Genomic DNA, 25,101 nt, shown 5'->3' on the forward strand with positions numbered 1-25,101 from the left:
GGAGACCTCGCCCGCCCCGGCCGGCCCGCCGGCGCTGGTCAGCGGGGACGCCGGGCCGGGCGAGGCGGCGACCGGGGTGCTCACACCCCCGCCGATCGTCGCCCGGCTCGCCGACTGGGGCGGTGAGATCCGGCGGTTCAACCAGGCGTTCGTGGCCCGGACGCCGGCCGGCGCCGACGAGGCGGCCCTGCGGGCCGCGGTCGGCGCGCTGGTCGCGCACCACGACGCCCTGCGGGCCCGGCTGCTGCGGCCCGCGCCGAGCGTGTGGCTGCTCCAGATCGACCCGGCCGGCGACGGCCCGACCGACCCCGAGCTCCTGACCCGGATCGATGTCGCCGGGCTCGGCCCGGCCGCGCTGCGCGCGATGATCGCCGCCGCCTCCGGTTCGGCCGCCGGGCGCCTCGACCCCGACACCGGGACGACGTTGCGCGCGGTCTGGCTCGACGCCGGTCCCACCGAACCGGGCCGGCTGGTGATGGTGGCCCACCACCTCGTCGTGGACGGCGTGTCCTGGCGGATCCTGCTGGCCGACCTCGAGGCGGCCTACGCGGCGGCCCGGGCTGGCCGGCGGCCGGCGCTCGAGCCGGTCGGCACCTCACTGCGCGCCTTCAGCCAGGTGGTCGCCAAACACGCAACCGCCCCGGCCCGCCTCGGCGAGCTGGCCTACTGGCTGGAGACGCTCGCCCCGGGCGCGCGTCCCTTCCCCGAGCCGCCCGGACCGGTCGCCGAAGCCGCCGGGCCCCCGCTCGGCCCAGCGGCCGTCGGCACTGTGGCCGACACCGGGCGACTGGTCGTCGAGCTGCCGGCGGCGGCCACGACCGCCCTGCTCACCGGCGTCCCGGCGGCGACCGGCGCCGAGGTCACCGACGTCCTGCTGGCCGGCTTGCGCATGGCGATCCGGCCCGCCCCGGCGGACGGCGACGGCGACCTCCTGGTCGATCTCGAGCGCCACGGCCGCGAGGAGATCGCCCCCGGACTGGACCTCGCCCGCACCGTCGGCTGGTTCACCAGCATCGCGCCGGTCCGGCTCGCGCCGCCCCGGGCCGGCGCCGGCGCGACGCTGACCGAGGTGACGGCCCGCCTGCGGGCCACGCCCGAGCGCGGCATCGGCTTCGGCCTGCTCCGCTACGCCAACCCGCTCGCCGGCCCGGCCCTGGCCCGGGCCGGACAGCCCCAGGTGCTGTTCAACTACCTCGGTCGCTTCGGCGCCGACCGCCGGGCCGACTGGGGGCCGGCCGAGGAGTTCGACGCGCTGGCCGCCGAGCCCGACCCCGGCCTGGGCGTCGGTTATCCACTGACCATCGATGTGGTCAGCGTCGAGACCGCCCAGACGTCCTCGACCGGCGCCGGGCCGGTGCTGCGCGCGACGCTCACCTACCTGACCACCGTGCTGGCGGCGGACGAGGCCGCGCGCATCGCCGACGGCTTCCTCGACGCGCTGGGGGAGCTGGCCTCGCTGGCGCCGGCCGGCGGTCCCGGTTCCGGCCCCGCCGCGCTCGGCCAGCCGGTCGAGCTCATCGCGCTCCCGCCGGCCGAGGCGGACCGGATCGCGCGCACCTTCCCGGCGCCGGTTGAGGACGTCTGGCCGCTCTCGCCGCTCCAGGAGGGCCTGTACTTCCACTCGGCGCTCGACGCGACCAGCGACGCCTACACCGCCCAGTTCTCGTTGGACTTCGACCATCGGCTCGACGCCGGCCGGCTGCGCCGGGCCTGCGCGACCTTCATGGCCCGCAACCCGACCCTGCGCGCCGGCTTCCTCAGCGACGGCCTGTCCCGCCCGACGCAGGTCATCGCGCGCGACCTGCCCGCCCCGGTCGAGGAGATCGATCTGTCCGGACTGGCCGAGCCCGAGCGGTCGGCGGCGGCCGAGCGGATCGCCGCCGCCGACCGGGCCCGCCCGTTCGACGTGGCGCGGCCGCCACTGTTCCGGCTGATCCTGATCCACCTGGCCGAGGGGCGGTCCCGGCTAGTGATCAACCGCCAGGTGCTGCTGTGGGACGGCTGGTCGGGCGCGCTCGTCGTCGAGGGCCTGCTCGAGCTGTACGCCGCCGGGGGCGGCGAGCCGGGGACTGAGTGGGCGGAAGAGCCGGCGTCGACCCCGCCCGCGCCGCGCGGTTCGTACCGCGACTACCTGCTCTGGCTGCGCGAGCGGGACACCGCCGCCGCCGAGCGGGTCTGGCGCTCGGCCCTGGCCGACCTGGCGAGCCCGACGCTGGTGGTGCCGGCGGCGCGGGGCCTGCCGCCGGTCGCCCCGGCCCGGATCACGGCCGAGCTGCCGGCGGCGACGGCGGCCGCCGCGCGGGCCGCCGCCCGCGCCCACGGCGTCACCCTGAACACGATCTTCAACGCGGCGCTCGCGATGGTGCTGGCGGCGACGACCGGTACGGACGACGTCGTGTTCGGCACGACCGTCGCCGGCCGTCCGACCGAGCTCGACGGCATTGACGAGGTCGTCGGGCTGTTCCTGAACACCGTCCCGGTCCGGGTCCGGCTCGATCCGCGCGAGACCGTCGGCGACCTGCTGCGGCGGGTCGCCGAGGCGCGGCTCGACCTGCTCGACCATGAGTATCTGGGCCTCGGTGACATCCAGCGGGCCAGCGGCCACCCGGTGCTGTTCGACACGCTCTACGTCCTGCAGAACTTCATCGACGAGGTGGCGAACGAGGCGACCAGCGCCCGCCACGGGATCATCGGCGGCAGCAGCCTCGACCACACCCACTACCCGCTGACGTTCGTGCTGTTCCCCGGGTCCCGGATCACCGCGCGGCTGGAATACCGGGCGGACGTGGTCGCGGCGGAGCGGGCCGAGGCGCTGTTCGCCCGTCTCCTGGCCATGGTCGGCTCGCTGGCCGGTCACCTCGACGCGCCGGTGGGCTCTCTCGACCCGCTGCTGCCGGCCGAGCGGGCCCGGCTGGACCAGGTCTCGGCCCCGGCGCTGCCGATCGGCACGGACACCGTCGCCGACCTGCTCGCCGCGCGGGCCGCGCGGACCGGCGAGGCGGTCGCGCTGGTCCGCGGCGAGCAGCGGCTGACCTACCGCGACCTGGACGAGCGGGTGAACCGGCTGGCGCGGCTACTGATCGCGCACGGCGCCGGCCCGGAGACGGTGGTGGCGCTCGGGCTCGGCCGGACGGTCGACATGGTCGTCGCCCTGTTCGCCGTCCTGCGCACCGGCGCCGCCTACCTGCCGCTCGAGCTGGACCATCCGCCGGCGCGCCTGATGGAGATGGTGGCCGACGGGCGAGCCGCGCTGCTGGTCACGACCCGGGCCACCGGCCGCTACCTGGCCGGCGGCCCGGACGCCCCCAGCCCGTCGGGCGCCGCCGGCGCGTCTGGCGGCCCGACCTGGCTCGCGCTGGACGAGCGGGCCGTCGCCGCCGAGCTGGCCGCCACCCCGGCCGGCCCGCTGACGGGCGCCGAGCTCGGCGCCTTCGCCCGCGACCGCGCGGACCGGCTCGACCACCCGGCCTACGTCATCTACACGTCCGGTTCGACCGGCCGGCCCAAGGGCGTCGTCACGCCCTACCGCGGGCTGACGAACATGTGGCTCAACCACCGGGACGAGATCTTCACCCCGACGGTGGCGGCGGCCGGCGGGCGGCGCCTGCGGATCGCGCACACCGTCTCCTTCGCCTTCGACATGTCGTGGGAGGAGCTGCTCTGGCTCGTCGAGGGCCACGAGGTGCACATCTGTGACGAGAACCTGCGCCGGGACGCCGAGGGGCTGGTCGCCTACTGCGACCGCCACCGGATCGACGTCGTCAACGTCACCCCGACTTACGCGGCCCACCTGTTCGAAGCCGGCCTGCTGGAGCGGACCGGCCCGGCCGGCGAGGCCGGGCCGGCCACCGGCGGCGACCACGCGGACGGGCACCGGCCGGCCCTGGTCATGCTGGGCGGGGAAGCCGTGCCCGACTCCGTCTGGACCCGGCTGCGGACCACCGACGGGACGGCCGGCTACAACCTGTACGGGCCGACCGAGTACACGATCAACACCCTCGGGGCCGCGACGGCCGACAGCCCGACGCCGACCGTCGGGCGGCCGATCCGCAACACCTCCGTCTACGTGCTCGACCGCTGGCTGCGCCCGGCCCCGGACGGCGTCGCCGGCGAGCTGTACATAGCTGGCGACGGCCTGGCCCGGGGCTACCTCGACCAGCCCGGTCTGACCGCGGCCCGCTTCGTGGCCGACCCGGTCCGGCCGGGCGGGCGGATGTACCGCACCGGCGACCTGGTGGCCCGCCGCCCCGACGGCAACCTCGACTTCCTCGGCCGCACCGACGACCAGGTGAAGATCCGCGGCCACCGGATCGAGCTCGGCGAGGTCACCGCCGCCCTCGACGGCCACGAGGCGGTCAGCCAGTCCGCCATGATCGCGGCGGCCGACCCGGCGACGCCGGGCGCGAAGCGCCTCGTCGCCTACGTCGTGCCGGCCGAGCCCTCGCCCGCCGAGGCGGCCGCGATCGAGGCCGACCAGGTCGGCGAGTGGCGTCAGATCTACAGCGACGAGTACGAGCGGATCCCGACCGCCGCGCTCGTCGAGGACTTCGCCGGCTGGGACTCCAGCTACGACGGGCAGCCGATCCCGCTCGAGCACATGCGGGAGTGGCGGGCGGCCACCCTCGACCGCATCCGGGCACTCGCGCCCCGGCGGGTGCTGGAGATCGGCGTCGGCACCGGCCTGCTGCTCGGCCCGCTCGCGCCCGAGTGCGAGGCGTACTGGGGCACGGACTTCGCCGCCCCCGTCATCGCGAAGCTGCGGGCCGAGCTGGCCACCGACCCGGACCGCTTCGGGCGGGTCGAGCTGCGCCACCAAGCGGCCCACCTGACCGACGGGCTGCCCACCGGCTTCTTCGACACGGTCGTCGTCAACTCGGTGATCCAGTACTTCCCGAGCGCCGGCTACCTGGCCTCGGTGCTGCGGGGCGCGCTCGACCTGCTGGCCCCGGGCGGCTCGCTGTTCGTCGGCGACGTCCGGGACCTGGGCCGGTTGCGCGCCTTCCACAGCGCGGTCGAGCTGGCCCGCCCCGGCCCGCGGCCCGGGCCCGACCCGGCTCGGCTCGCGGCCGCCGTCGACCGGCGCCTCCTGCTGGAGAAGGAGCTGGTGGTCTCGCCGGCGTTCTTCCTGGACCTGGCGGCCCAGGCCGATCTCGAGGTGTCGGTCCGGGTCAAGCGGGGGCGCCACCGCGACGAGCTGACCCGGCACCGCTACGACGTGGTGCTGCGCCGACCCGCCCCGGTCGACGGCGCCCGGGCGGTGGACCCGCTCACCCCGGCCTGGGACGTTCTGGCCTGGGACGTCGACGTGGACAGCGTGGAGGCACTCGGCGCGCTGCTCCGGGGCCGCCTGCCGGAGCGGGTCCGTCTGACCGCGATCCCGGACGCCCGGATCGCCGCCGAACTCGCCGCGGCCGGGCTTTGCACTGAGGCCGGCGAGGCGGCCGCCGTCGACCCCCACGACGTATACGCGCTGGCCGATGCCCTGGGCTACGAGGCGGCCCTCGCGCCGCGACCCGGCGACCCCGGCCGGCTCGACGCCGTCTTCGTGCGCGGCTCGGGCCGCCCCGCCCTCCCGGTCACCCGGCCGGCGGCCGACCCGGCCGCCCGGCCCGGCCCGGCCACGGCGCGCACGAACGACCCGACAGCCGCCCGCGCCGCCGGCGCGCTTGTCGCCCGCCTGCGCTCCGACCTGGCCGCCGCCCTGCCGGACTACCTGGTCCCGTCGGCGTTCGTGCCGCTGCCGGCCATCCCCCGCAACGCCAACGGCAAGCTCGACGTCGCCGCCCTGCCACCAGCCGAGCCGGTGGCGGCGGCGAGCTCCGGCCGGCCGCCGGCCACGGCGCTGGAGCGCACCCTGGCCGAGCTGTTCGCCGACGTCCTCGGCCTGCCCGAGGTCGGGGTGGAGGACGACTTCTTCGCCCTGGGCGGCCACTCCCTGCTCGCGACTCGGGTGGTCAGCCGGGCCCGGGCCGCGCTCGAGGTCGATCTGGCCATCCGTGACCTGTTCGAGGCACCGACGGTGGCGGCGCTGGCGGCGAAGGCCGCGGGCCGGGCCGAGACCGGGCGCCCGCCGCTGGTCGCGGGGGAGCGGCCCGAGCGGATCCCGCTCTCGCCGGCGCAGCGTCGCCTGTGGCTCGTCGAGGCGCTGGCCGGCGGGAGCGGCGCCTACAACTACCCGCTCGCGTTCCGGACCGGCGCCCGCCTCGACGTCGACGCGCTGCGCGCCGCCGTCACCGACCTCCTCGGCCGGCACGAGGCCCTGCGCACGGTCGTCGCCGCGGTCGACGGCCAGCCCTACCAGCGGATCCTCGACCCGGTCGCCGCGACCCCCGCCATCGACGTCGTCGAGTGCGGCCCCGACGAGGTGACCGGCCGGATCACCCGGGCGGCGGCCCAGCCGTTCGACCTGGCCGCCGAGGCGCCGCTACGGCTGACCGTGCTGCGCGGCCCGGACGACGACGTGCTGGTCGTCGTCCTGCACCACATCGCAACCGACGAGTGGTCTGACCGGCCGTTCCTGCTCGACCTGGACGCGGCCTACGCCGCCCGGCGGGCCGGGCGCGCGCCGGACTGGGCGCCGTTGCCGGTCCAGTACGCCGACTACACGCTCTGGCAACGCGCCCTGCTCGGCGATCCGGGCGTCGACGGCAGCCTGGCCGCCCGGCAGCTCGACTTCTGGCTGGCCGCCCTGCGGGGCCTGCCGGACGAGATCCCGCTGCCGCTGGACCGGCCCCGCCCGGCCGTACGCGACGGCGCGTCGGGGCGGGCCGCCCGGGTCCTGCGCGGCCCGGTCGCGACCGGGCTGCGGGCGCTGTGCGCGGCGACCGGGACGAGCATGTCGATGCTCGCCCACGCGGCCATCGCGACTCTGTTGCACCGGCTGGGCTCCGGCGACGACATCCCGATCGGCGTACCCGTCTCCGGCCGGGCCGACGCCGCGCTCGACCCGCTCGTCGGCTTCTTCGTCAACACGCTGGTGATCCGGTCCGACCTGACCGGCGACCCGACCTTCCGGGATCTGCTGGGCCGGGCCCGCCGGACCGACCTGGCCGCCTTCGACCACCAGGACCTCCCGTTCGAGGACGTGGTCGCGGCGGTCAACCCGCGCCGGACACCGGGGATCAACCCGCTGTTCCAGGTGATGGCCGGCTACCACCACCTGGCCGACGACGGCCGGGAGCTGCTCGGCGGGCCGGTGACCTGGATCAACCCCGAGGCCGGGACAGCCAAGTTCGACCTGGACGTGACGTTCGTCGACCGGGCCGTCCGCAACGAGATCACCGTGCTGGTCGACTTCGCCACCGATGTCATCGAGCCGGCCGGCGGCGCCCGGCTGGCCGACCGGCTGCTCCGCCTGCTGGCCGAGATCGTCCGTGACCCCGACAGACCGGTCAGCCGGCTGGAGATCGCCGACGAGGAGGAGCGGGCGGCCGCCCTGCGCTGCGCCGCCGGCCCGGAGCGGGCGCTGCCCGGTGACCCCGGTGACCCCGGTGACCCCGCCGGTCCCGCCGGTCCCGGCGGCGCCAGGACGACCGTGCCGGACCTGCTCACCCGGGCCGTGGCCGCCCATCCCGACCGGGTCGCGCTGGTCACCGCCGAGAGCCGGACGACGTTCGCCGAGCTGGCGACCCAGGTCGGCCGGATCGCGGGCCGGCTTTCCCGGCTGGGCACCCCCCCGGAGGCGGTGGTGGCGCTCGCGCTGCCCCGCGCGCTGACGGTCCCGGCGATCTTCGGTGTGTTGGCGGCGGGCGCGAGCTACCTGCCGATCGACGTCGAGCAGCCGGCGGAGCGGCTGGCGTTCCTGCTGGCCGACGCGGCACCGAGCGTCGTCCTCACCACCCGGGCCTTGGCCGACCGGCTGCCGGCCGTCGCCGCTCCTGTCCTATCGCTCGACGACCCCGCCCTTTACAGTCCAGCCGGTCCAGCCGGTCCAGCCGGTCCAGCCGGTCCCGCCGCTGCCCGGCCGGACCCGGCCGGCGCGGCCAGCGTGATCTACACCTCGGGGTCCACGGGTGTCCCCAAGGCGGTCGTCGGCACCCACCGGGGCCTGGTCAACTTGTTCGTCTCCCACCTGGTCGACCTCATCGGGCCGGCCGAGCACGCCGCCGGCCCGGACCGGGACGCTCAGCGGGTACTGCACGCGGCCTCGTTCAGCTTCGACGGCTCGTGGGAGCCGTTGCTGTGGCTGCTGGCCGGGCACGAGGTGCATGTCGTCGACGAGCTCACCGCGCGGGACGCGGCCGCCCTCGTCGACTACATCGAGCGGGCCCGGATCGACGTGCTCGACCTGACCCCGACCTACCTCCAGGAGCTGATGAGCCAGGGGTTCCTCCGGCCGGGGTTCCCCGGCACGACGAGCCACCGGCCGGGCGTGCTGCTGGTCGGCGGCGAGGCCACCCCGCCGCCACTGTGGGAGCGGCTGTGCTCCATTCCCGGGATGGTGGCCCACGACCTGTACGGGCCGACCGAGTACTCGGTCGACGCTTACGGCTGGCACAGCGCCGGCGCTGGGCCGGCGCCGGCCGGCACCGGCCCGGACCCGGGCTGGGCCGCGCCTGTCGCCAACACCCGGGCCTACTTGCTGGACGCCGCTCTGGCGCCGGTCCCGGACGGGGTGGCCGGCGAGCTGTACCTGTCCGGTCCCGGGCTGGCCCGGGGCTACCTGGGCCGCCCCGGCCTGACGGCCGGCCGGTTCGTGGCCGACCCGTTCGGGGCCGACCCGTTCGGGGCCGACCCGTTCGGGGCGCCCGGCGCGCGGATGTACCGCACCGGCGACCTCGCCCGCCGCCGGCCCGACGGCTCGCTCGCCTTCCTCGGGCGCGCGGACGATCAGATCAAACTGCGCGGGTTCCGGGTCGAGCCCGGCGAGATCGAACGGGCGCTGGAGGCGGCACCCGGCGTCGGGACGGCGGCGGTCGTCTTCCGCCCGGATGCCCCGCCCGCGCTCCAGCTCGTCGCCTACCTGGTACCCGGGCCGGGGAGCGGCCCGGACCCGGTCGCGTCGGCCCGGGCCCACGCGGCCCGCGTGCTGCCGGCGTACCTGCTCCCGCAGGCGTTCGTCGCGCTGGACCGGCTGCCCCGCACGGTCAACGGCAAGCTGGACCGGGCGGCGCTGCCCGAGCCGCCCGCCCCGGCGCCGGCCGCCGGCCGCCGGCCCCGCGACGCGCGCGAGGAACTGCTGGCCGAGCGGTTCGCGGCCGTGCTCGGCGTCGACCGGGTCGGCCTCGACGATGACTTCTTCGCCCTCGGCGGCCACTCGCTGCTCGTCATGCGGTTGTGCGCGGCGGTCCGGTCGGCGTTCGGCGTGGAGATCACCCCCCGCACGGTCTTCGAGGACCCGACGGTCGCCCGGCTCGCGCGGCGGATGGAGGCGGCCGGCACCGCCCGCCCGGCGGTCAGCCGGCGGCGGCGCCCGGAGAACCCGCCGCTGTCGTACGCCCAGCGGCGCCTGTGGGTGATCGGGCAGGTGGAGGGGCCCAGCCCGACGTACAACATCCCGATCACCTGGCGGCTGACCGGGCCGCTGGACGTGCCCGCGCTGCGCGCGGCGGTGAACGACGTGGTGGCCCGGCATGAAGCGCTGCGGACCGTCTTTCCCGCTCCCGACGGCGAGCCCGTGCAGCGGATCCTCGACCCGGCCGGCGCGGAGATCCCGTTCGAGGTGGTCGAGTGGGCGGCCCCGGCCGGCGGCGACCGGCCCGGACCGGAGCCGGGCGGGGATGGCCTGGCGGACCTGCTCGCCGCGGCCGCCGCCTATCCGTTCGACCTCGAGCGCGAGCCACCGATGCGGGTGACCGTCGTCCGGTGCTCGCTGGAGCTGCACATCGCGCAGTTCCTGGTCCACCACATCGCGGCCGACGAGGGCTCCGACCGGCCGCTGGCCCGCGACCTGTCCGTCGCCTACCGGGCGCGGGCCGCGGGCGTCGCGCCGGACTGGGCGCCACTGCCCGTCCAGTACGTCGACTACACGCTGTGGCAGCGTGCGCGGCTGGGTGACGAGACCGACCCGACGAGTTCCGCCGCCCGATCGCGGGAGTTCTGGCGCCAGGCACTGGCCGGCCTGCCCACCGAGCTGGCGCTGCCGAGCGACCGGCCCCGCCCGGCCGAGCCGAGCCACACCGGCGGGATCGTCGAGCTCTCGCTCGACGCCGACGCCGTCACGGCGCTGCGCGCCGTCGGGCGGGCCCACAACGCCAGCCTGTTCATGGTGCTGCGGGCGGCCGTGGCCACTCTGCTGCACCGGCTGGGCGCGGGCGAGGACATCCCCATCGGCAGCCCGGTGTCCGGCCGGGTCGACGACACCCTCGACGACCTGGTCGGGTTCTTCCTCAACACGGTGGTCCTGCGGACCGACCTGTCGGGTGACCCGTCGTTCGGCGAGCTGCTGGGGCGGGTCCGCGAGAGCGACCTCGCCGCCCTCGACCACCATGACCTGCCGTTCGACCGGGTGGTGGACGCGGTCAACCCGCCGCGACTGTTGGCCCGCCATCCGCTGTTCCAGGTCATGATCGTGTACCTGGCGGCCTCCGACGCCGTCGACGAGCTGGCCCTCGACGCGGTCAGCGCCCGGCCCGAACCGGTGCGGCGGACCAGCGCCAAGTTCGACCTGTCCTTCGACTTCATTGAACGGGCCGGAGCCGACGGCGGCCTGACCATCGGCGTCGCCTACAGCGACGACCTGTTCGACCGGTCCAGCGCCGATCGGATCGGCGCGCGGCTGCGGGAGCTTCTCGCCGCCGTCGCCGCCGACCCGTCGGCGCCGGTGAGCGGGCTGGAGCTCAGCTGGCCGGCGGCCTTCGCGGTCCCGGCCAGCGCCGACTGGGAGCCGTCGGCGCCGGTCGCCGGCGGCGCGGGCGCGACGGCGCCCGGGCGCGCTCCCGGGAACGACATCGAGGCGACCCTGGTCGCCACCTTCGCCGCGGTGCTCGGGGCCGAGCAGGTCGGCGTCGAGGACGACTTCTTCGCCCTCGGCGGCGACAGCATCGTCGCCATGCGGCTGGTCAACCGGATCCGGGCCGCCGGCCTCACCGTGACCCCGCGGCTGCTGTTCGGCCACCGCACGCCCGAGACGCTCGCCACCGTTGTCACGCGCCGGACACCGTCCGCTGTCACGCGCCGGGCACCGTCCGCCGCCAACGGGACGGCCCGCGCGCCCGCCGTCGGCGCGGCCGAGCCGGCTTCCGAGCCGGCCGGGATCGTCCTCGTCCCGCCGACTCCGGCGCTGCAGGCGGCGCGCGGCCGCGGGGCGACGTTCTCGTCGTTCTCCTCGCCGGTGCTGCTGCGCACCCCGGCCGGGCTGGACCTGGCCACGCTCCACGCGATGATCACAGCGGTCGTGGACCACCACGACGTTCTGCGGGCCCGCCTCGTCCGCTCGGACTCACCCGGCGCGTTCCCGGACGGCCCCTTCCCGGACGGCCCGGTGGCGACCGGCGCGGACGGTGGTCCCGCCTGGTCGCTGGCGATCGCGCCGCGCGGCGGCGTCGACGTCCGTCCCTGGGTCCGCCGGATCGACGCCGCCGGCATCGCCGCGAGCGACGGCTTCGACAGCGTGGGCGGCCGAGCGCTGATCTCAGGGCTGGCGGCGGCGGCCAACACCGAACTCGATCCGGACAGCGGGCAGGCCATTCGCTGCGTCTGGCTGGACGCGGGCAGCGAGCGCCCGGGCCGGTTGCTGCTGATTATCCACCATGCGCTGATCGACGGCGTCTCCTGGCCGATCGTGCTGGATGATCTCGCGGCCGCGGCGGGTGCGCTGACGGCGGGCGGGCGGCCCCAGCTCGCGCCCGTCCCGGTCTCGTTCGCCCGATGGGCGCGCCGCCTGGACGAGCGGGCGCGCGCGACCGAGACCGAGGCGCGGCTGCCGTTCTGGTTGGACCTGCTCGGCCGGGCCACGCCGGTGGCCTGGACGGCGGACTTGGCCGGACCGGCCAAGCCGGCCGGACCGGCCGGACCGTCCCGGGTCGACCAGCCGGAAGCGGTCACCGTGAGCGTGCCGCCGGAGCGGGCGGCCGCGCTGCTGTCGACGGTTCCCGCCACGTTCGGGGTCGGGGTGGACGAGCTCCTGCTCGCCGCGCTGTCCCTGGCCGTGGCCGACCAGACCCGGCCCGGCGCCGCCGGCTCGTCGGGGATGGTCGTGGCCGTCCAGGCCCACGGCCGGCAGGAGCAGATCGTCGACCATCTGGACTTGTCCCGGACGGTCGGCTGGATGGCCGAGATCTACCCGTTCCTGCTCGAGTGGCTGGCCGACGACGGCGTCGCGTTCGGTGCGTGGGCCGTGGACGCCGCCGTGGCGCGGGTGCGCGAGCTCATGACCCAGATCCCCGACGGCGGAACCGATTACAGCATGTTGCGCTTCCTCAATCCGCGGACCGCGCCGGTCCTCTCGGCGGCTCCCCTACCGACGATCTACCTGAACTACGTGGGTCGGTTGGCCCGGGGCGAGGTGGCGGACTGGTCGGTCGCCGCCGAGGACGAGGAGTTTTTCGCCGACTGGAACGCCGAGGCGCCCGATCCATTCCCGCTGAGCCTGATCGTGCGAGCCCTCGACGGCCCGGGCGGCCCCGAGCTGAGCGCGCGGTGGACGGCGGGGCCGGATGGGCCCGGGGCGGCGGTTGTAGGCAACCTCGCGGCCGCGTGGCTACGGGCGCTCGACGCACTCGCCGCCCGCGCCGCGCACCGGGGGGCGGCGAAATCACCGGCAACCGCTTCGGCCGGCCGGAACTAAATCCACATCGCGACCGCCGGTCGGGACCGGCCCGCGGCTGAGGAAAGAGAGAAAGCAGAGTGCGAGACAGGCCGAAACTTCGTGGGGTTAGTATGACCAGCACGACCGATTCATACCGAGAGGAGATCCTGGACCTGGCCATCGGCCCGATGCCAGGCTGGGGCGCCGCCTGCGCGCGGGATATCATGGCGACGCTGCGGTCCGACGCCGAGCCTTTCCCCTGCGTTTTCGCGGTGGCCGCGGCCCATGGTGGCGGGCTGCGGTTCGGTTTCGTCGACGATCTGCACGACGAACGGACCTGGTCCGTACTGCCGGATATCCTTGCCGCCTATCTCTCGGTGTACCAGTCGATATCGCGGAACACCTCCCTCGTGGTTTTCTTCGGATCCGGCGGCGGGACGGCGGGGCCGGAGCCAGACGACGTCCTCTCCTACGAACAGCGATTCTGGTCGGTGCTGCGCTACCTGCACGACAGCGATGGCGAGCCCTGGCCGTCGGACATCCCGACCGACATCGACGATCCCGGCTGGGAGTTCAGTTTCCGCGGCACCCCGATTTTTGTCGTCTGTAACACGCCGGCTCACCACCGGCTACGCAGCCGGAGCAACCTGGTGTTCACCATCACGTTCCAGCCCCGCTGGGTCTTCACCGGGCTGGAGCCGACCAGCCCGCGGGGCGCCGCCGCGCGGAAAATAATCCGCGAGCGTCTCAGGCGGATGGATGAGGTGGATTCAACGCCCCTGCTGGGCTCGTACGGTGACCCGGACAACCGGGAATGGAAGCAGTACTTCCTGCGTGACGACGCATCGGTCGCAGAGAAATGCCCGTTCCACGCCGCTCCCGGCCGGGAGACGGCCGGAACAAGCGCTGGGAAAGCCGCCGGGGAGACGCCCGGAACAGCGCCCGGGGCGGCGGTCGGGAAAGTGGGGCCGGCCCGGCCCGGCCCGGCCGCGACGGACCTGTTCAAGGTGGTCGTCAACCAGGAACAGCAGTACTCGGTGTGGCCGTACGGGCGACGCAATGCGCTCGGCTGGTTCGACACGCCCGTCACGGGAACCCGGCAGCACTGCCTGGACAGCATCGAGCTGAGCTGGACCGATCTGCGGCCACGCAGCCTGCGGCGACGGATGTCAGGCCGCGGCGGCGGCTCGTCCGGCGCCGCCGCGCCGGCGCGCACCGGCCGGTACGGCGGGCTCGAGGGCCCGGATCCGGCGCCGGGCCGCGGGCCGGTCGCCACGAGTTCCGCCTGAACGGAAGGGAAAACCATGGTCGCGAGACGGTCTTCCATCCCTACTTCGGGTCCATCCGGCGACGTTGGCCGGGGCGGGACCGACCTCGACCAGCGGCGACCGGTCGCGGACGACTTCTCCAGCGGGCGGGTGGATCCGCTCGTCGAGCGCTCGCTCACCGCTCTTGTGGCGGAGGCGACCCGCCGGACGCCGGAGGCGACCGCCGTTGTCGGTCTGGCGGGCGCCGACGCGGGCGCGGGCGTGGCCGTCACCCTCACCTACGCCGACCTCGAACGGCGGGCCGAAGCCGTCGCCGCGTCGTTGCGCGCGGTCGGGGTCGGCCCGGAGGTGACCGTCGGTGTGTGCCTGCCACGCTCGGCTGCCCAGGTGGTAGCCCTGCTCGGTGTGCTGCGAGCCGGCGGCGCGTTCGTCCCCTTGGACGGCTCCTGGCCGGCCCGGCGCATCAGCGCGGTGGCCGACGAAGCCGGGATCGCGGCGGTGGTGGCCGGGGCGGCCGGCGCCCCGCCCGAGCTGTCGGCCAGCGCCGGCTTCGTGCCGCTGCTGCGGCTGGACCCCGCCGGCCGGCTCGTCACCGCCGGTGGCGGCACGCCCGCCAGGGCGGTCTCGGCCGACAACCCGCACCCGCACCCGGACCCGTACCCCGCCGTGGACCCGTACCCCGCCGTGGACCTGGAGAACCTCGCCTACGTCATCTACACCTCCGGGTCGACCGGGACACCCAAGGGCGTGATGATCCGTCATCAGGCGATCTGCAACCGGCTGCGCTGGCAGGTCGACCTGCTGGGCCTCACCGGTGATGACGTCGTCCTGCACAAAGCGCCGTTGAGCATCGACATCTCGATCAACGAAATCCTCCTGCCGCTGGTCGCCGGGGCGCTCATGGTGATCGCGCCGCCTGGGGCTGAGGCGGATCCGGGCGCGTTGCTCGAGATCATCCGCGCCCATTCGGTGACGTTCTGCTATGTCGCGCCGTCCACGCTCGGGGCGATGCTCGAGTGTCCGGACGCGGTGGAGGCGGGGCGTTCGTTGCGGCACGTCTGGTGCGGGGGCGAGGTCCTGCGCGACGAGGCCTACCGGCGCTTCCGGGAGCGGTGGCGGGCCCGGCTTTACCACGGCTACGGGCCCGCCGAGGCGACGATCGGCGTCTCCTGCCGGGTGTTCGACCCGGACCAGGCCACCGCCCGCGTGTCGATCGGGCGGCCGAACCCGAACACTCAGCTCCGGGTCCTGGACGCCGAGTACAACCCGGTGCCGCTCGGCGCGGCCGGCGAGCTCTTCATCAGCGGGCTGCCGCTGGCCCGGGGCTACCTCAACGATCCGCGCCGCACCGCGGACCAGTTCGTGCCCGACCCGTTCAGCCCGGTGCCCGGCAGCCGGATGTACGCCACCGGAGACCTGGGCCGGTTCCGCGCCGACGGGGAGATCGAGTTTCTCGGCCGGGCCGACAACCAGGTGAAGATCCGCGGCTTCCGGGTGGAGCTGGAGGAGATCGAGAACGTGCTGTGCGGCCAGCCTGGGATCCGCCAGGCCGCCGTCGTCCTTGTCCCCGGCCAGGCAGGGGACGACGGCGAGCTGCGGGCGTACTGCGTGCGCGCGGGGGCGAGCGGCCCACCGAACCTGCGCGCCTGCCTGGCCGAACGGCTGCCCGAGCACATGGTCCCGGACACCTTCGTCGACGTCGCCGAGCTGCCGCTGACCGCGGCCGGCAAGATCGACCGGCCCGCGCTCGCCGCGCCTGGCCCGCCTGGCCCGCCTGGCCCGCCCGGCCCGCCTGGCCCGCCCGCAGCCAACGACCATCCCCACCAGAGGAGGAACTCGATGACTTCGGACCAGACCACGACGCTGGCCGGGCCCACCACCCCGGAGCGCTCCCTCGACCCAGTGCCGGCGGCGAGCGCGCCGGTGGAGCAACCCGGCCGCTCGGAACCCGTCGAGCCGGCCGGGCCCGACGATCTGGCCCGCCGGGTGGAGGCCGCCCAGCACGGACCGGGCGCGCACGCCCTCGTGCGCTCGTTCGCGTCGAACCCCGCCTTCCGCCCGGCCGAGTGGGAGGAGCTGACCACCGAGGACGACCCGTACCGGCGCCCGGTCCGGCCCGCCGACCTGGCCTGGCTCGACTACGGCACCGCGCTGGGACCCGAGGAGACCCTCAAGCTCTCGGGCCTGCTCGGGCACCGGATGCTGCGCAACATCTACGACGCGGACCTGCTGTACCTGCCGCCGAACCGCAACGCGGCGGCCGATCGTGACGCCCCGGACTTCTACGGCGCGGGGAACCGGCTGCGTGGCGCGCTCGCCCAGCCGGTCCTCGAACGCCACCTGTTCTCGTTCCTGGCGCACCAACGCCCGTCCCCGCCGGTCGGCCCGTCCGCCGGCGGGTTGCTGAGCGAGCTGCGCGGTTACTGGGAGGAACGCCGGGACCACCCGGGGGACGCGTTCACGGTGCTGCGCGGCACCCGGGACCGGCGCGAGGCGACGACCTTCGCGTTGTTGCAGCTCTCAGCATTCCTGCCCGCGGTACGCACGGCGACCGCCCGCGCGTCGCTCGGCGAGTACGACCTCGCCCAGCCGTTCGCTCGGCGACTGCTTCTCGACGACTACCGGCGCTGGGTGGCGGGCTCGGACGCCTGGACGGCCCTGCTCGCCGTGGCCGGGCTCACCCCGACGGCCGGGGCCTACTGGCAGCTCTACCTGAATACCTCGTTGGCCCGGGGCAACCGTCTCCACCAGCTGTCCCGCGCGCCGCACCGGCACGCCGAGCTGCTCGGCGCGTTCGTGCACCAGCGCATCGACGACGCGGTCGCCGCCGCCGCCTGGGCGGATGCGGTCGAGGACGGCCTCGGCGAGCGGCCGGCATTCTTCGCCTCGCCACCGCCGGCGCTGACCCCCGCCGCGCTGGACGACCTGGTCGACACGCTGCTCACCCCGCTGCTCGCGCTGTCCGGGGATGCGGCCCTGACCGCCTTTCACGCCGGTTTCACGGACGCCGCCCAGCTCGCCCGCCGCTGGGACCGTGACCTCGCCGAGCAGCTGGCCTGGGCCGACTCGATCGAGGAGTACAAGGCGAAGGCCGAGGCCATCGACGCCTACCTCACCACCGAGGGGATAGCGGTCGACCTCGACACGTTCGTCGAGTCGTGTGACGAGACATCGACGACGCACGTCCACGATGAGCACCGGCTGGTCATGATCGAGTCGGGTGACATGCACTTCTGGAACAACGTCACTCACAAGATCGCGTTGAGTGACGGCGATAAGATTCTCATTCCCAAGTCGCGGCTGCACGGATCGACGGTGCTCTCGGGATCGTGCACCTACCACCAGCCGATCATTCCGGACGACATGTACCTGAAGTTCTGACCGCGCCCGGCCCGGCGACCGAGACGTTACCCGCCGCTGGCGGGAGCTGATCGGGCCAGCCGTCGCTGAACTTTGTTCCGTAGGTCTTCCGGAAGGAGATCCGTGATGCCGCCGAGGGCGGGCAGCCCGTCGGGCTCGGTCGTGAGCGCTCGGAAGACCTGCCCGACGGTTATCCCGTGCCCGGGCCGGCGCAGGACTGTGATCGAATCCCCGGCGGCGGCCTCTCCTTCGGCCAGAACCCGCAGGTACGCGCCGGGCGTACCGCGCCGCGAAAAGCGCTTAATGAGATCCGGGACGTCCCAGAATCCGGCGAAAACACGGCAGGGGGTGCGGGGCGAGGTCACCTGGACCACCGCGGACCCGACGGCCCAGACCTCGCCGATCCGAGCGCCGGTGACATCCATTCCCAACGACGTCAGGTTCTCCCCGAAACTACCCGGAGGGATATCACGGTCAAGGGAGCGCGACCACCAGGAGAAATCTTCGTGAGCGAACACGTACACGGCCCGATCAACACCGCCATGAAACGTCAGGTCGCAGATGGTGTCTCCGCGCAGGCCGTACCGGCCGACGTGCACCGGCCCCTCGGCGGGACGCTTGTCAATCCCGCTCCGACCCTGCCTTCCGGTCCACGCATCAGTTCGGACGACGGCGATGTTGACGGCAAGAACACTTCCCATCAGGGGTCACTTTCCTGTGGCCGGGCAGGTATTCCGGGGACTCTTTTAGCGGCCCGGGCGTCTGGATCGCTATTTCCTGGGTCGCTATCGCCTGGATCGCTATCGCCGGTGCGCGTCACGCCCATGAGTGTATCGCACCCGTCGGGATTTCCGTACCGAGCGGGAAACCGCCGGTTCGGCGCTGGAAACCAGCACGGCGATGATCCGGACCGGTTGGACCGGTTGGACCGGTTGGCCGGCCTACCGGCGTCCGGCGCCGCGCCGGCTGGCTCCGGTCCCGGAGGCTTGTCCGCCGCCGGCGAGCCCGGCGGTGGCGGTCCGGACCCGGTCCGGCGGCCACGATCTTGATTAAGTAAGCTTTACCTTGAGTAGGTAAGGCTTACTTGCTAAACTGTCAAAAGTTGATCACATCAAGGTGGGCGGCCTGACGCTGTACCGACCGAACTCCGCGCCGGCCGCTTCCCCGTCGGGTTTCCGGGGCGTGGTGGCTGACGCCTGGCATTGACGGTTCCCGCTTCATTGTCGACGGATGGAATGGTTGTGAGCTTGCGCTTTGAGGAACCCGGGCCACCGCCGGTCGAGCCGGTCGAGCCGGCCGGCCCGCCGACGACGCTCGAGTGCTGCAACGACGCCAGCCTGCCCGCGCGGGCCTCGACCGTCGCCCATCTGTTCACCGCCCAGGCACGGCGCTCACCGGGCGCGACCGCCGTCGTGGCACCCGGAGTGCGGTTGACCTACCGGGAGCTCGGCGCCCGGGTCTTCCAGCTCGCCCGGGCGCTACGGGCACAGGGCCTCGGGCCGGAAGACATCGTCGGCATCCGGCTGGTCCGATCAGCGGAGATGATCGTCGCGGTCCTCGCGGTCATGGTCGCGGGCGGGGCGTTTGTCCCGGTCGAGCCGGCCTGGCCCGACCAGCGGCGCCGGCGGGTGCTGGCCGACGCGCGAGCCCGGCTGATCGTGACCGGTCCGGCTGCGCCGGTGGAGTCCGGCGGGCTGGTGGACGGTGTGCCCGCCGTGCCGGTCGACCTGGGCGCCTGGTCCTGGGGCGGCGAGTCGGCCGAGCCGCTCGACCTGCCGGTCCCCCCGGCGGGGCTGGCCTACGTGATCTTCACCTCCGGGTCGACCGGAACTCCCAAGGGGGCGATGATCCGGCATGACGCGATAGCCGAACGGCTGCGGTGGCAGGTGACGGATCTGTTCGCCTTCGGCGCGCACGATGCGTCCCTGTTCAAGGCGCCGTTGTCGTTCGACATTTCGATCAACGAGATTCTGCTACCGCTCGTCTGTGGCGGCCGGGTGGTCGTGGCGGAGCCGGACGGTGAGCTTGACCCGGGATACCTGCTTGAGCTTATCGAGGGGGAGCGGGTCACCTTCGTCTATCTGGTGTCGTCGATGCTGGACGTTCTGTTGGAGGCGGCGGAAGGGACGTCGGCGCTCGGCTCGCTGCGGCATGTCTGGTGCGGAGGCGAGGTCCTGACACCCGCGCTTTTCGCCCGTTTCCGCGCCCAGGTCGACACTGCGCTCTACCACGGGTACGGCCCGGCCGAAACGACGATCGGCGTCTCTCATGTGATCTACCGGGACAGCGCCGAACGGCTCGCCGCATCCATCGGCCGACCGAATCCGCACACCCAGCTCCACGTCCTCGACGACTTGCTGGCCCCGGTGCCCTCCGGTGCGGTCGGCGAGCTGTACGTGGCCGGTTTCCTGCTCGGCCGCGGTTATGTGAACAACGGGGCGCTGACCGCGTCGCGTTTTGTCGCCAACCCGTTCGCCGGTGATGGCGCGCGGATGTACCGCACCGGAGATCTCGCCCGGTGGAACAGCGCCGGCTGGCTGGAATTCGTGGGCCGGGCCGACAACCAGGTGAAGATCCGCGGGATGCGGCTGGAGCTGGAGGAGGTCGAGGCTGCGCTGGCCGGGCATCCCCGGGTGCGGCGGGCGGCGGTCGTCCTGTCCCGGGACGCCGCCGCGCCCCGGCTGCTCGCCTTCGTCGTCCCCGATGCCGATCGGGCCGGAGCCGATGCCGGCCCGGCCGGCGGGACGCTCGCCGACGAGGTGCTGGCCTGGTGTGCCGACCTGCTTCCCCAGTACATGGTGCCGAGCGTCGTGACCGTGGTCGACACGCTCCCCGTCACCGCCGGCGGGAAGGTGGACCGCCGGGCGCTCACCGACCCATGCCCGGATTTGTCGGCGGATGGGGTAGACGAGGACGCCGTCATCTAATTAACTAAGCCTTACCTAACTTACGTCTACCTAGTCAGCGGCGCGTGACCACAAGGAGAGACGGCATCTCATGCCGGCGGATCCAGCCTCATCGCCGGATGGGAAGCGACCCGCGACCCGCGAGCCGTCCCGGCGCGCGGCCTGACCACGGAAACGAGAAAGCAGTGCGAAACAGACTGAAACTCCTCCTGGCGGCGATCCTGGCCGCTACCGCGTTGGCCGTCACGGCCGGCTGCGGCAGTAGCGGCGACGGCAGCGGTGGGACGGCCGCGTCGGCGAGCGCGGCGACGGGCAGTTTCCCGGTCACGCTGAAGAACAAGTTCGGTACCACGGTCATCAAGTCCCAGCCGAAGCGGATCATCGCGCTCAGCTATGAGGAGGACACTCTGGCGACGCTCGGCATCACGCCGATCGCGTACGCGAAGAACGAATATAAGCCCGACGGCGTCTTCCCCTGGCTCCAGGGAAAGATCGACCTGTCGAAGAGCACCGCGCTGGGCACCAGCGGGGACTTGAACCTCGAGCAGATTGCCGCGCTGCATCCCGACCTGATCCTGGCCACCAACTTCTACGGCCTGGCCGACTACTACGACCGGCTCTCGAAGATCGCGCCGACCGTCGGCTACACGGATGACGCCGGCATCGCGACCTGGCAGGAGAACAGCACCATCATCGGCAAGGCCGTCGGCCGCGACGCCGACACCCGGAAGGCGATCGCCGCCATCGAGAAAATCATCCAGGACACCAGGTCGAGCCTTCCCGGCCTGGCCGGCAAGACGTTCAGCTACTCCTTCTACTACGAGCCGGGCGGGCTCGCGGTCATCGACGACCCGAAGACGGTGTCCGTCCAGCTCTACACCGAACTCGGAATGAAGCTCGCGCCGGGTGTGACGGCCAATGTAGTGGACCGGTCGCTGAGCATGGAGAAGCTCGACGCATTGGACGCGGACTTCGTGCTGATCGGTTTCGCCACCCCAGCCCTGAAAACCGAGATGAACGGCAACAAGCTGTTCACCGACATCCCGGCGGTCAAGGCGGGACGGGTCCTGCAGGTCGACGCCTTCACGGCCGGCGCGGTCAACAACCCGACGATCCTCAATATCCCGTGGCAGCTCGAGCAGCTCAAGCCGACCCTGGCCAAGGTCGCGGACAGTAGCTGACCGTCGGTGAGTCGGGGCTCGCGCGGCGCGGCCATCGCCGCGCGAGCCCCCGTACTGACCTACATCCGGACCGAACCGGGACTGAATCCGGATAGGACGGCCCCGGATCGAACCTGACACCAGACCCGGAGCAGGCCCGGACTCAACCCGGACGGCTCTGTTGCGTCCGGCTGGCACGACCCTGCGCCGGCGGCCAGGCATGATCAGATGGTGACTCGCGTCCGTCCTCGTCGAGCACCGGGGCGGCGGCCTGGGCGCCGGCGGCTGCCGGTTCGCCCGCGATCGTCTCCGCTGCCGGATCTGTCGTCATGCTGGTCATCTGGTGCCTCCTCTACCTGCGCGTATGCACAGAGCATCACCGTGGAGTTACACCGTTGTTCTGGCTCTGCCGCACATCCGGTGGTGACTGTGCGTTAGCCGAGCAGGATCCGGTGGCGGAGGAGCGGGAAGCCGGCGCGGCCGTGCATCTGGCGCATGATCCGCTTGGTCTTGGTGTTTACGCCTTCGGTGCCGCCATTGTTGTAGGGCAACGTCAGGGCGTGATCGACGGCGTCGCGGTCGAGGCCGAGGCCGCGGGTGAAGGCTTGTAGGTGCGGCAGGTCGGCGGCCCGCGCGCTGGTGATCCATTCAGTGATCATCTTCTCCAGGAGCGCCCGGCCGGAGACCCCCAGCAGCTGGGACGCGACGCTGGTGAGTTTCACTCCGGCGTCCCGCATCAGCTTCTCCAGCCGCTGCACTTCACGGGTCTTCTCCTCCACGACCGTGCGCCGCGCCCGGGTGAGGTCTCGCAGGTCCCGGAACGGCTTCGGAGGGACGAACGACGGCCGGACCAGGCCGTGCGCGACGAGCTCCGCAAGCCACGCCGCGTCCGCCACATCCGTTTTCCGACCTGGTACGTTACGGACATGCGCGGCGTTGAGAAGCCAGCACTCGAACTGGTCTTCCAACAGGTGGAAGACAGGTTTCCAGTAAACCCCTGTTGATTCCATTCCCACGACCGTGACCTTGTTCTGGGCCAGCCAGTCCGCGAGGAGACCCAGCGAACCCCCGGCCGTGGTGAACGTACGGGTCTCGACTTTCGCGGGCCCTTTCGCGGGCTGTATCCGTACCGCCGCGGCCACCGTGTCCCGATGAACGTCGAGCCCCGCGCAGCGCGGGAACACCACTTCCACCCTTCAAACACGGGCTCGTCCGCACCAGAGAGAGCCGACGTCGACCGGGCAACGCCCCACCATCATCCCAGCCACACCCCGGCACCCGACAAACAGTCCACCGCAGCCCCACAAGAATTCTCATCCGAATCCCGGTGCTGGAGGTCCTGCTCGCGGTCGTGGTGTGTGCCTTTGCCTCGGCGATGATCGGGCTCATCGTCTCGTCCCTCGTCGACAACCCGGACAAGACGATGCCGCCGCTGGTGCTCATCACCATGGCGCAGCTGGTCCTCACCGGCGGCCTCGCCGTCGGGGTCGTGAGCATCCTGGTCACCGCGCTGTTGCTGCGCCGGATTGATCCCAAGATCGTGAGAAGGGCCGACCGGGCGGCGGCGGACTGAGGACGGGTCCGGTGTGGAGCAGTCACCTCCGTCGCGCACCGCGACCGCGGAGTTCCCCTGTTCGGCGGACGCCCCCGAAACGCTCGCGTATTCTGCGCGATCAGGACGAGGTCCCGGTGACCGCCGGGAGATCGACAAGGCTGCACTCGACAAGGCTGTTGGGGAGGCGGTGTGGACTTCGAGGACGCCGCTCTCGTGCGGCTGGCGGACGAGGCCTCCCGCGCCGCGTTGTTCGACCAGGCCGCGCTGGCCGCCGTCGCTGCCGCCGGCTATGACCATCCCGAGTTCGAGGGCCCCTACTCGGCCGTCTTCGACAGCGTCGAGCTGGTCGTGGACCTCGCTGGGTCGGTCCGGTTGCACGGGATGGTCCGGCGGCTGGAGGACCCGGTCCCCTACGAGGTTGACCTGCTGGCCGCCGGCCTGGTCGACGCCGCCGTCCCGCGGGTGACCGCCCTGTGGCGGGGCGCCGTGGTGGCCCGGTACCGGCCGGCGGGCGAGCCGGTCACCGCCGTCACGTCGCAGTGGCTAGCCGGTGGGCCGCCCGGTGGGCCCGCCGGGGACGTCGCCACCGGCCAGGTGCGGGTGGCGTTCGCCGACCCCGCCGGCACCGCCACCGTCGTGCGCCGGCTGCCGGTCACCGCACCGATCCTGGCCCGCGGCGCCGGGAGCGGCGTCGCCGCTCTGCTGCGCGAGAGCGCCGTCGTCCGCCAGCGGGTGGTGGACGCCGGCGGCGAACCCAAGGCGGAACCGCACCTGCGCCGGCGGCACGCCGTGGTCGTGGTCTGGCTGCTGCCCGAGGCCGTCTTCGACGACGACGGCTGGCCCGGCCCAACCGCCGGTACCCCGGAACAGCTCCGGGCGGCACGACGGGCCATCGCGGCGTCCTGGCTCGCCCGTCACGGCATCGCCCTCGTCACCGCCACCCTCAGCTAGGACCTCGGAGGAAGCCATGCCCGTCGCCGCCGCGTACCCCTTCGTCGAGGTCCGCGTCGACACCTCGGCGCTGCAGCCGGTGTCCCAGCGCTCACCGGGTGTGCTCGCCGTGGTCGGCGCCACCCCGGACGGCCCCCGCGGCGGGACGGCGGCGGTGAACACCCCGCGACTCGTCAGCTCCCTGGCCGACGCCGCCACCCTGTTCTCCAGCATCCAGGGCGGCGTGGTGGAGGCGAACCCGCTGTACGAGGCGCTGCGGGTCGCGCTTCTGCAGGACCCCAAGCCGAGCACGGTCTACGGCGTCCGTGCGGCGGGCACGGCGCTCGCCGAAGCGCTGGCCTCGCTGGATGCCGCCGACGACGTCACCTTCGTGGTCCTGGCCGGGACCACGGCCGTCGGAGCGCCGGCTGGCGCCGAGGCGGCGACCGGTCTGCACGCGCTGAAGGCGCATGTGGAGTCGATGTCCGCCGAGGGCAACAAGCGGATCGGTGTCGCCATGGTCGACCCGGCCCGGCCGCGCAGCGCGACCTACGTCGATGACCTGGTCGACCTGTTGACCCCGCTGCGCAGCGACTCCAGCCGGATGGTGGTGGTCGCCGCCCGCGGCGCGACCGGGGACGTGGCCGCCGCGGCGGCGGCCGCGATCGCCGGGTACCCGCCGCAGGTGTCCGTCGTGCTCAAGCGGGTCCGCGGCATCCAGATGCCGCTGGCCGGGCAGTACAGCCCAGGCGAGATCCGAGAGCTGTCCGAGGCCGGGATCATCCCGGTCATCGATCCGGCGCTCATCGTGGGGGATGGCCTGCACTTCGCGGAGGGCCGCTGCTTCACCACCGACGCCACGCAGCTGTTCATCGACACCGTCCGGACCTTGGACGACATCGACTTCCGGCTCAAGGCCGGGCTGATCGGCCTGGTGGGCGACGCCCGGATCACCCGGTCCGGGCTGACCCTGCTCAAGGCCCGGATCGAGGGCATCCTCGGGCCGCTGCAACGCTCGTCGGCCATCGACGGCTTCCGCATCGGCATCCCGGTCCTGGACATCCTGACCTTGCCGGAAGGGTCCCGCTCGCCGGCCGACCAGGCGCTCGTCGCCCAGGCCCGGGCCAACCGCGCGGTGGATGTCGCGCTGGAGGTCGTGCTCGGCCCGGCCACCCACCGGATCGTCGTCACCCTCGCGCCGACCTTCTGACGTCATCGCCGCTCAACGGAAGGG

The 25,101-nt window shown here is 73.5% G+C and carries 10 protein-coding genes and 1 pseudogene; 8 read left to right on the top strand and 3 right to left on the bottom strand.

Translation table 11 applies throughout. The features are described 5' to 3' along the window. The 3 genes from AC08OV_RS06785 to AC08OV_RS06795 form a co-directional block, all read left to right on the top strand. Positions 1 to 12,727 (top strand): amino acid adenylation domain-containing protein (locus tag AC08OV_RS06785; protein WP_476619451.1); only part of this gene is annotated, 12,727 nt, incomplete at its 5' end. Positions 12,728 to 12,819: 92 nt separating this feature from the next. After that, entirely contained in the window at positions 12,820 to 13,977 is a 1,158-nt protein-coding gene (locus tag AC08OV_RS06790) for a YqcI/YcgG family protein (RefSeq protein WP_476614615.1), read from the top strand. A 15-nt stretch (positions 13,978 to 13,992) separates the two neighbouring features. Then, positions 13,993 to 17,337: an amino acid adenylation domain-containing protein gene (locus AC08OV_RS06795; RefSeq protein WP_476619452.1), complete on the top strand. Its 3,345-nt coding sequence runs from the start codon at positions 13,993 to 13,995 to the stop codon at positions 17,335 to 17,337. A gap of 26 nt (positions 17,338 to 17,363) precedes the next feature. Here the strand turns inward: AC08OV_RS06795 and AC08OV_RS06800 are convergent, their stop codons facing one another. Next, a complete protein-coding gene (locus AC08OV_RS06800) occupies positions 17,364 to 18,017 on the bottom strand; it encodes an MOSC domain-containing protein (RefSeq protein WP_476613205.1) in 654 nt (217 codons plus the stop codon). Between the two features lie 534 nt (positions 18,018 to 18,551). Between AC08OV_RS06800 and AC08OV_RS06805 the strand changes: the two genes are divergently transcribed. Beyond that, positions 18,552 to 20,243 carry an amino acid adenylation domain-containing protein gene (locus tag AC08OV_RS06805; RefSeq protein ID WP_476613206.1) on the top strand — a complete coding sequence of 564 codons (1,692 nt, stop codon included), beginning with the start codon at positions 18,552 to 18,554 and terminating at the stop codon, positions 20,241 to 20,243. 164 nt (positions 20,244 to 20,407) lie between these two features. Beyond that, positions 20,408 to 21,403 carry an iron-siderophore ABC transporter substrate-binding protein gene (locus tag AC08OV_RS06810; RefSeq protein WP_476613207.1) on the top strand — a complete coding sequence of 332 codons (996 nt, stop codon included), beginning with the start codon at positions 20,408 to 20,410 and terminating at the stop codon, positions 21,401 to 21,403. A gap of 142 nt (positions 21,404 to 21,545) precedes the next feature. Here the strand turns inward: AC08OV_RS06810 and AC08OV_RS06815 are convergent, their stop codons facing one another. Beyond that, a complete protein-coding gene (locus AC08OV_RS06815) occupies positions 21,546 to 21,722 on the bottom strand; it encodes a hypothetical protein (RefSeq protein WP_476611989.1) in 177 nt (58 codons plus the stop codon). A 94-nt stretch (positions 21,723 to 21,816) separates the two neighbouring features. Next, the gene (locus tag AC08OV_RS06820; protein WP_476613208.1) at positions 21,817 to 22,575 is read right to left on the bottom strand and encodes an IS110 family RNA-guided transposase; all 759 of its coding nucleotides are present in this window, start codon (positions 22,573 to 22,575) and stop codon (positions 21,817 to 21,819) included. A 137-nt stretch (positions 22,576 to 22,712) separates the two neighbouring features. Between AC08OV_RS06820 and AC08OV_RS06825 the strand changes: the two are divergent. The 3 genes and pseudogenes from AC08OV_RS06825 to AC08OV_RS06835 all read left to right on the top strand — a co-directional run. After that, positions 22,713 to 22,955, top strand: a pseudogene (locus AC08OV_RS06825) (hypothetical protein); the annotation flags it as partial. 171 nt (positions 22,956 to 23,126) lie between these two features. After that, a complete protein-coding gene (locus AC08OV_RS06830; protein WP_476613209.1) occupies positions 23,127 to 23,888 on the top strand; it encodes a hypothetical protein in 762 nt (253 codons plus the stop codon). A 16-nt stretch (positions 23,889 to 23,904) separates the two neighbouring features. Beyond that, complete coding sequence (locus tag AC08OV_RS06835; RefSeq protein ID WP_476613210.1) at positions 23,905 to 25,077, top strand: hypothetical protein; 1,173 nt, start codon at positions 23,905 to 23,907, stop codon at positions 25,075 to 25,077. The last annotated feature ends 24 nt before the right edge of the window (positions 25,078 to 25,101 follow it).

The organism is Frankia sp. CeTa3Moorea, from assembly GCF_978021225.1.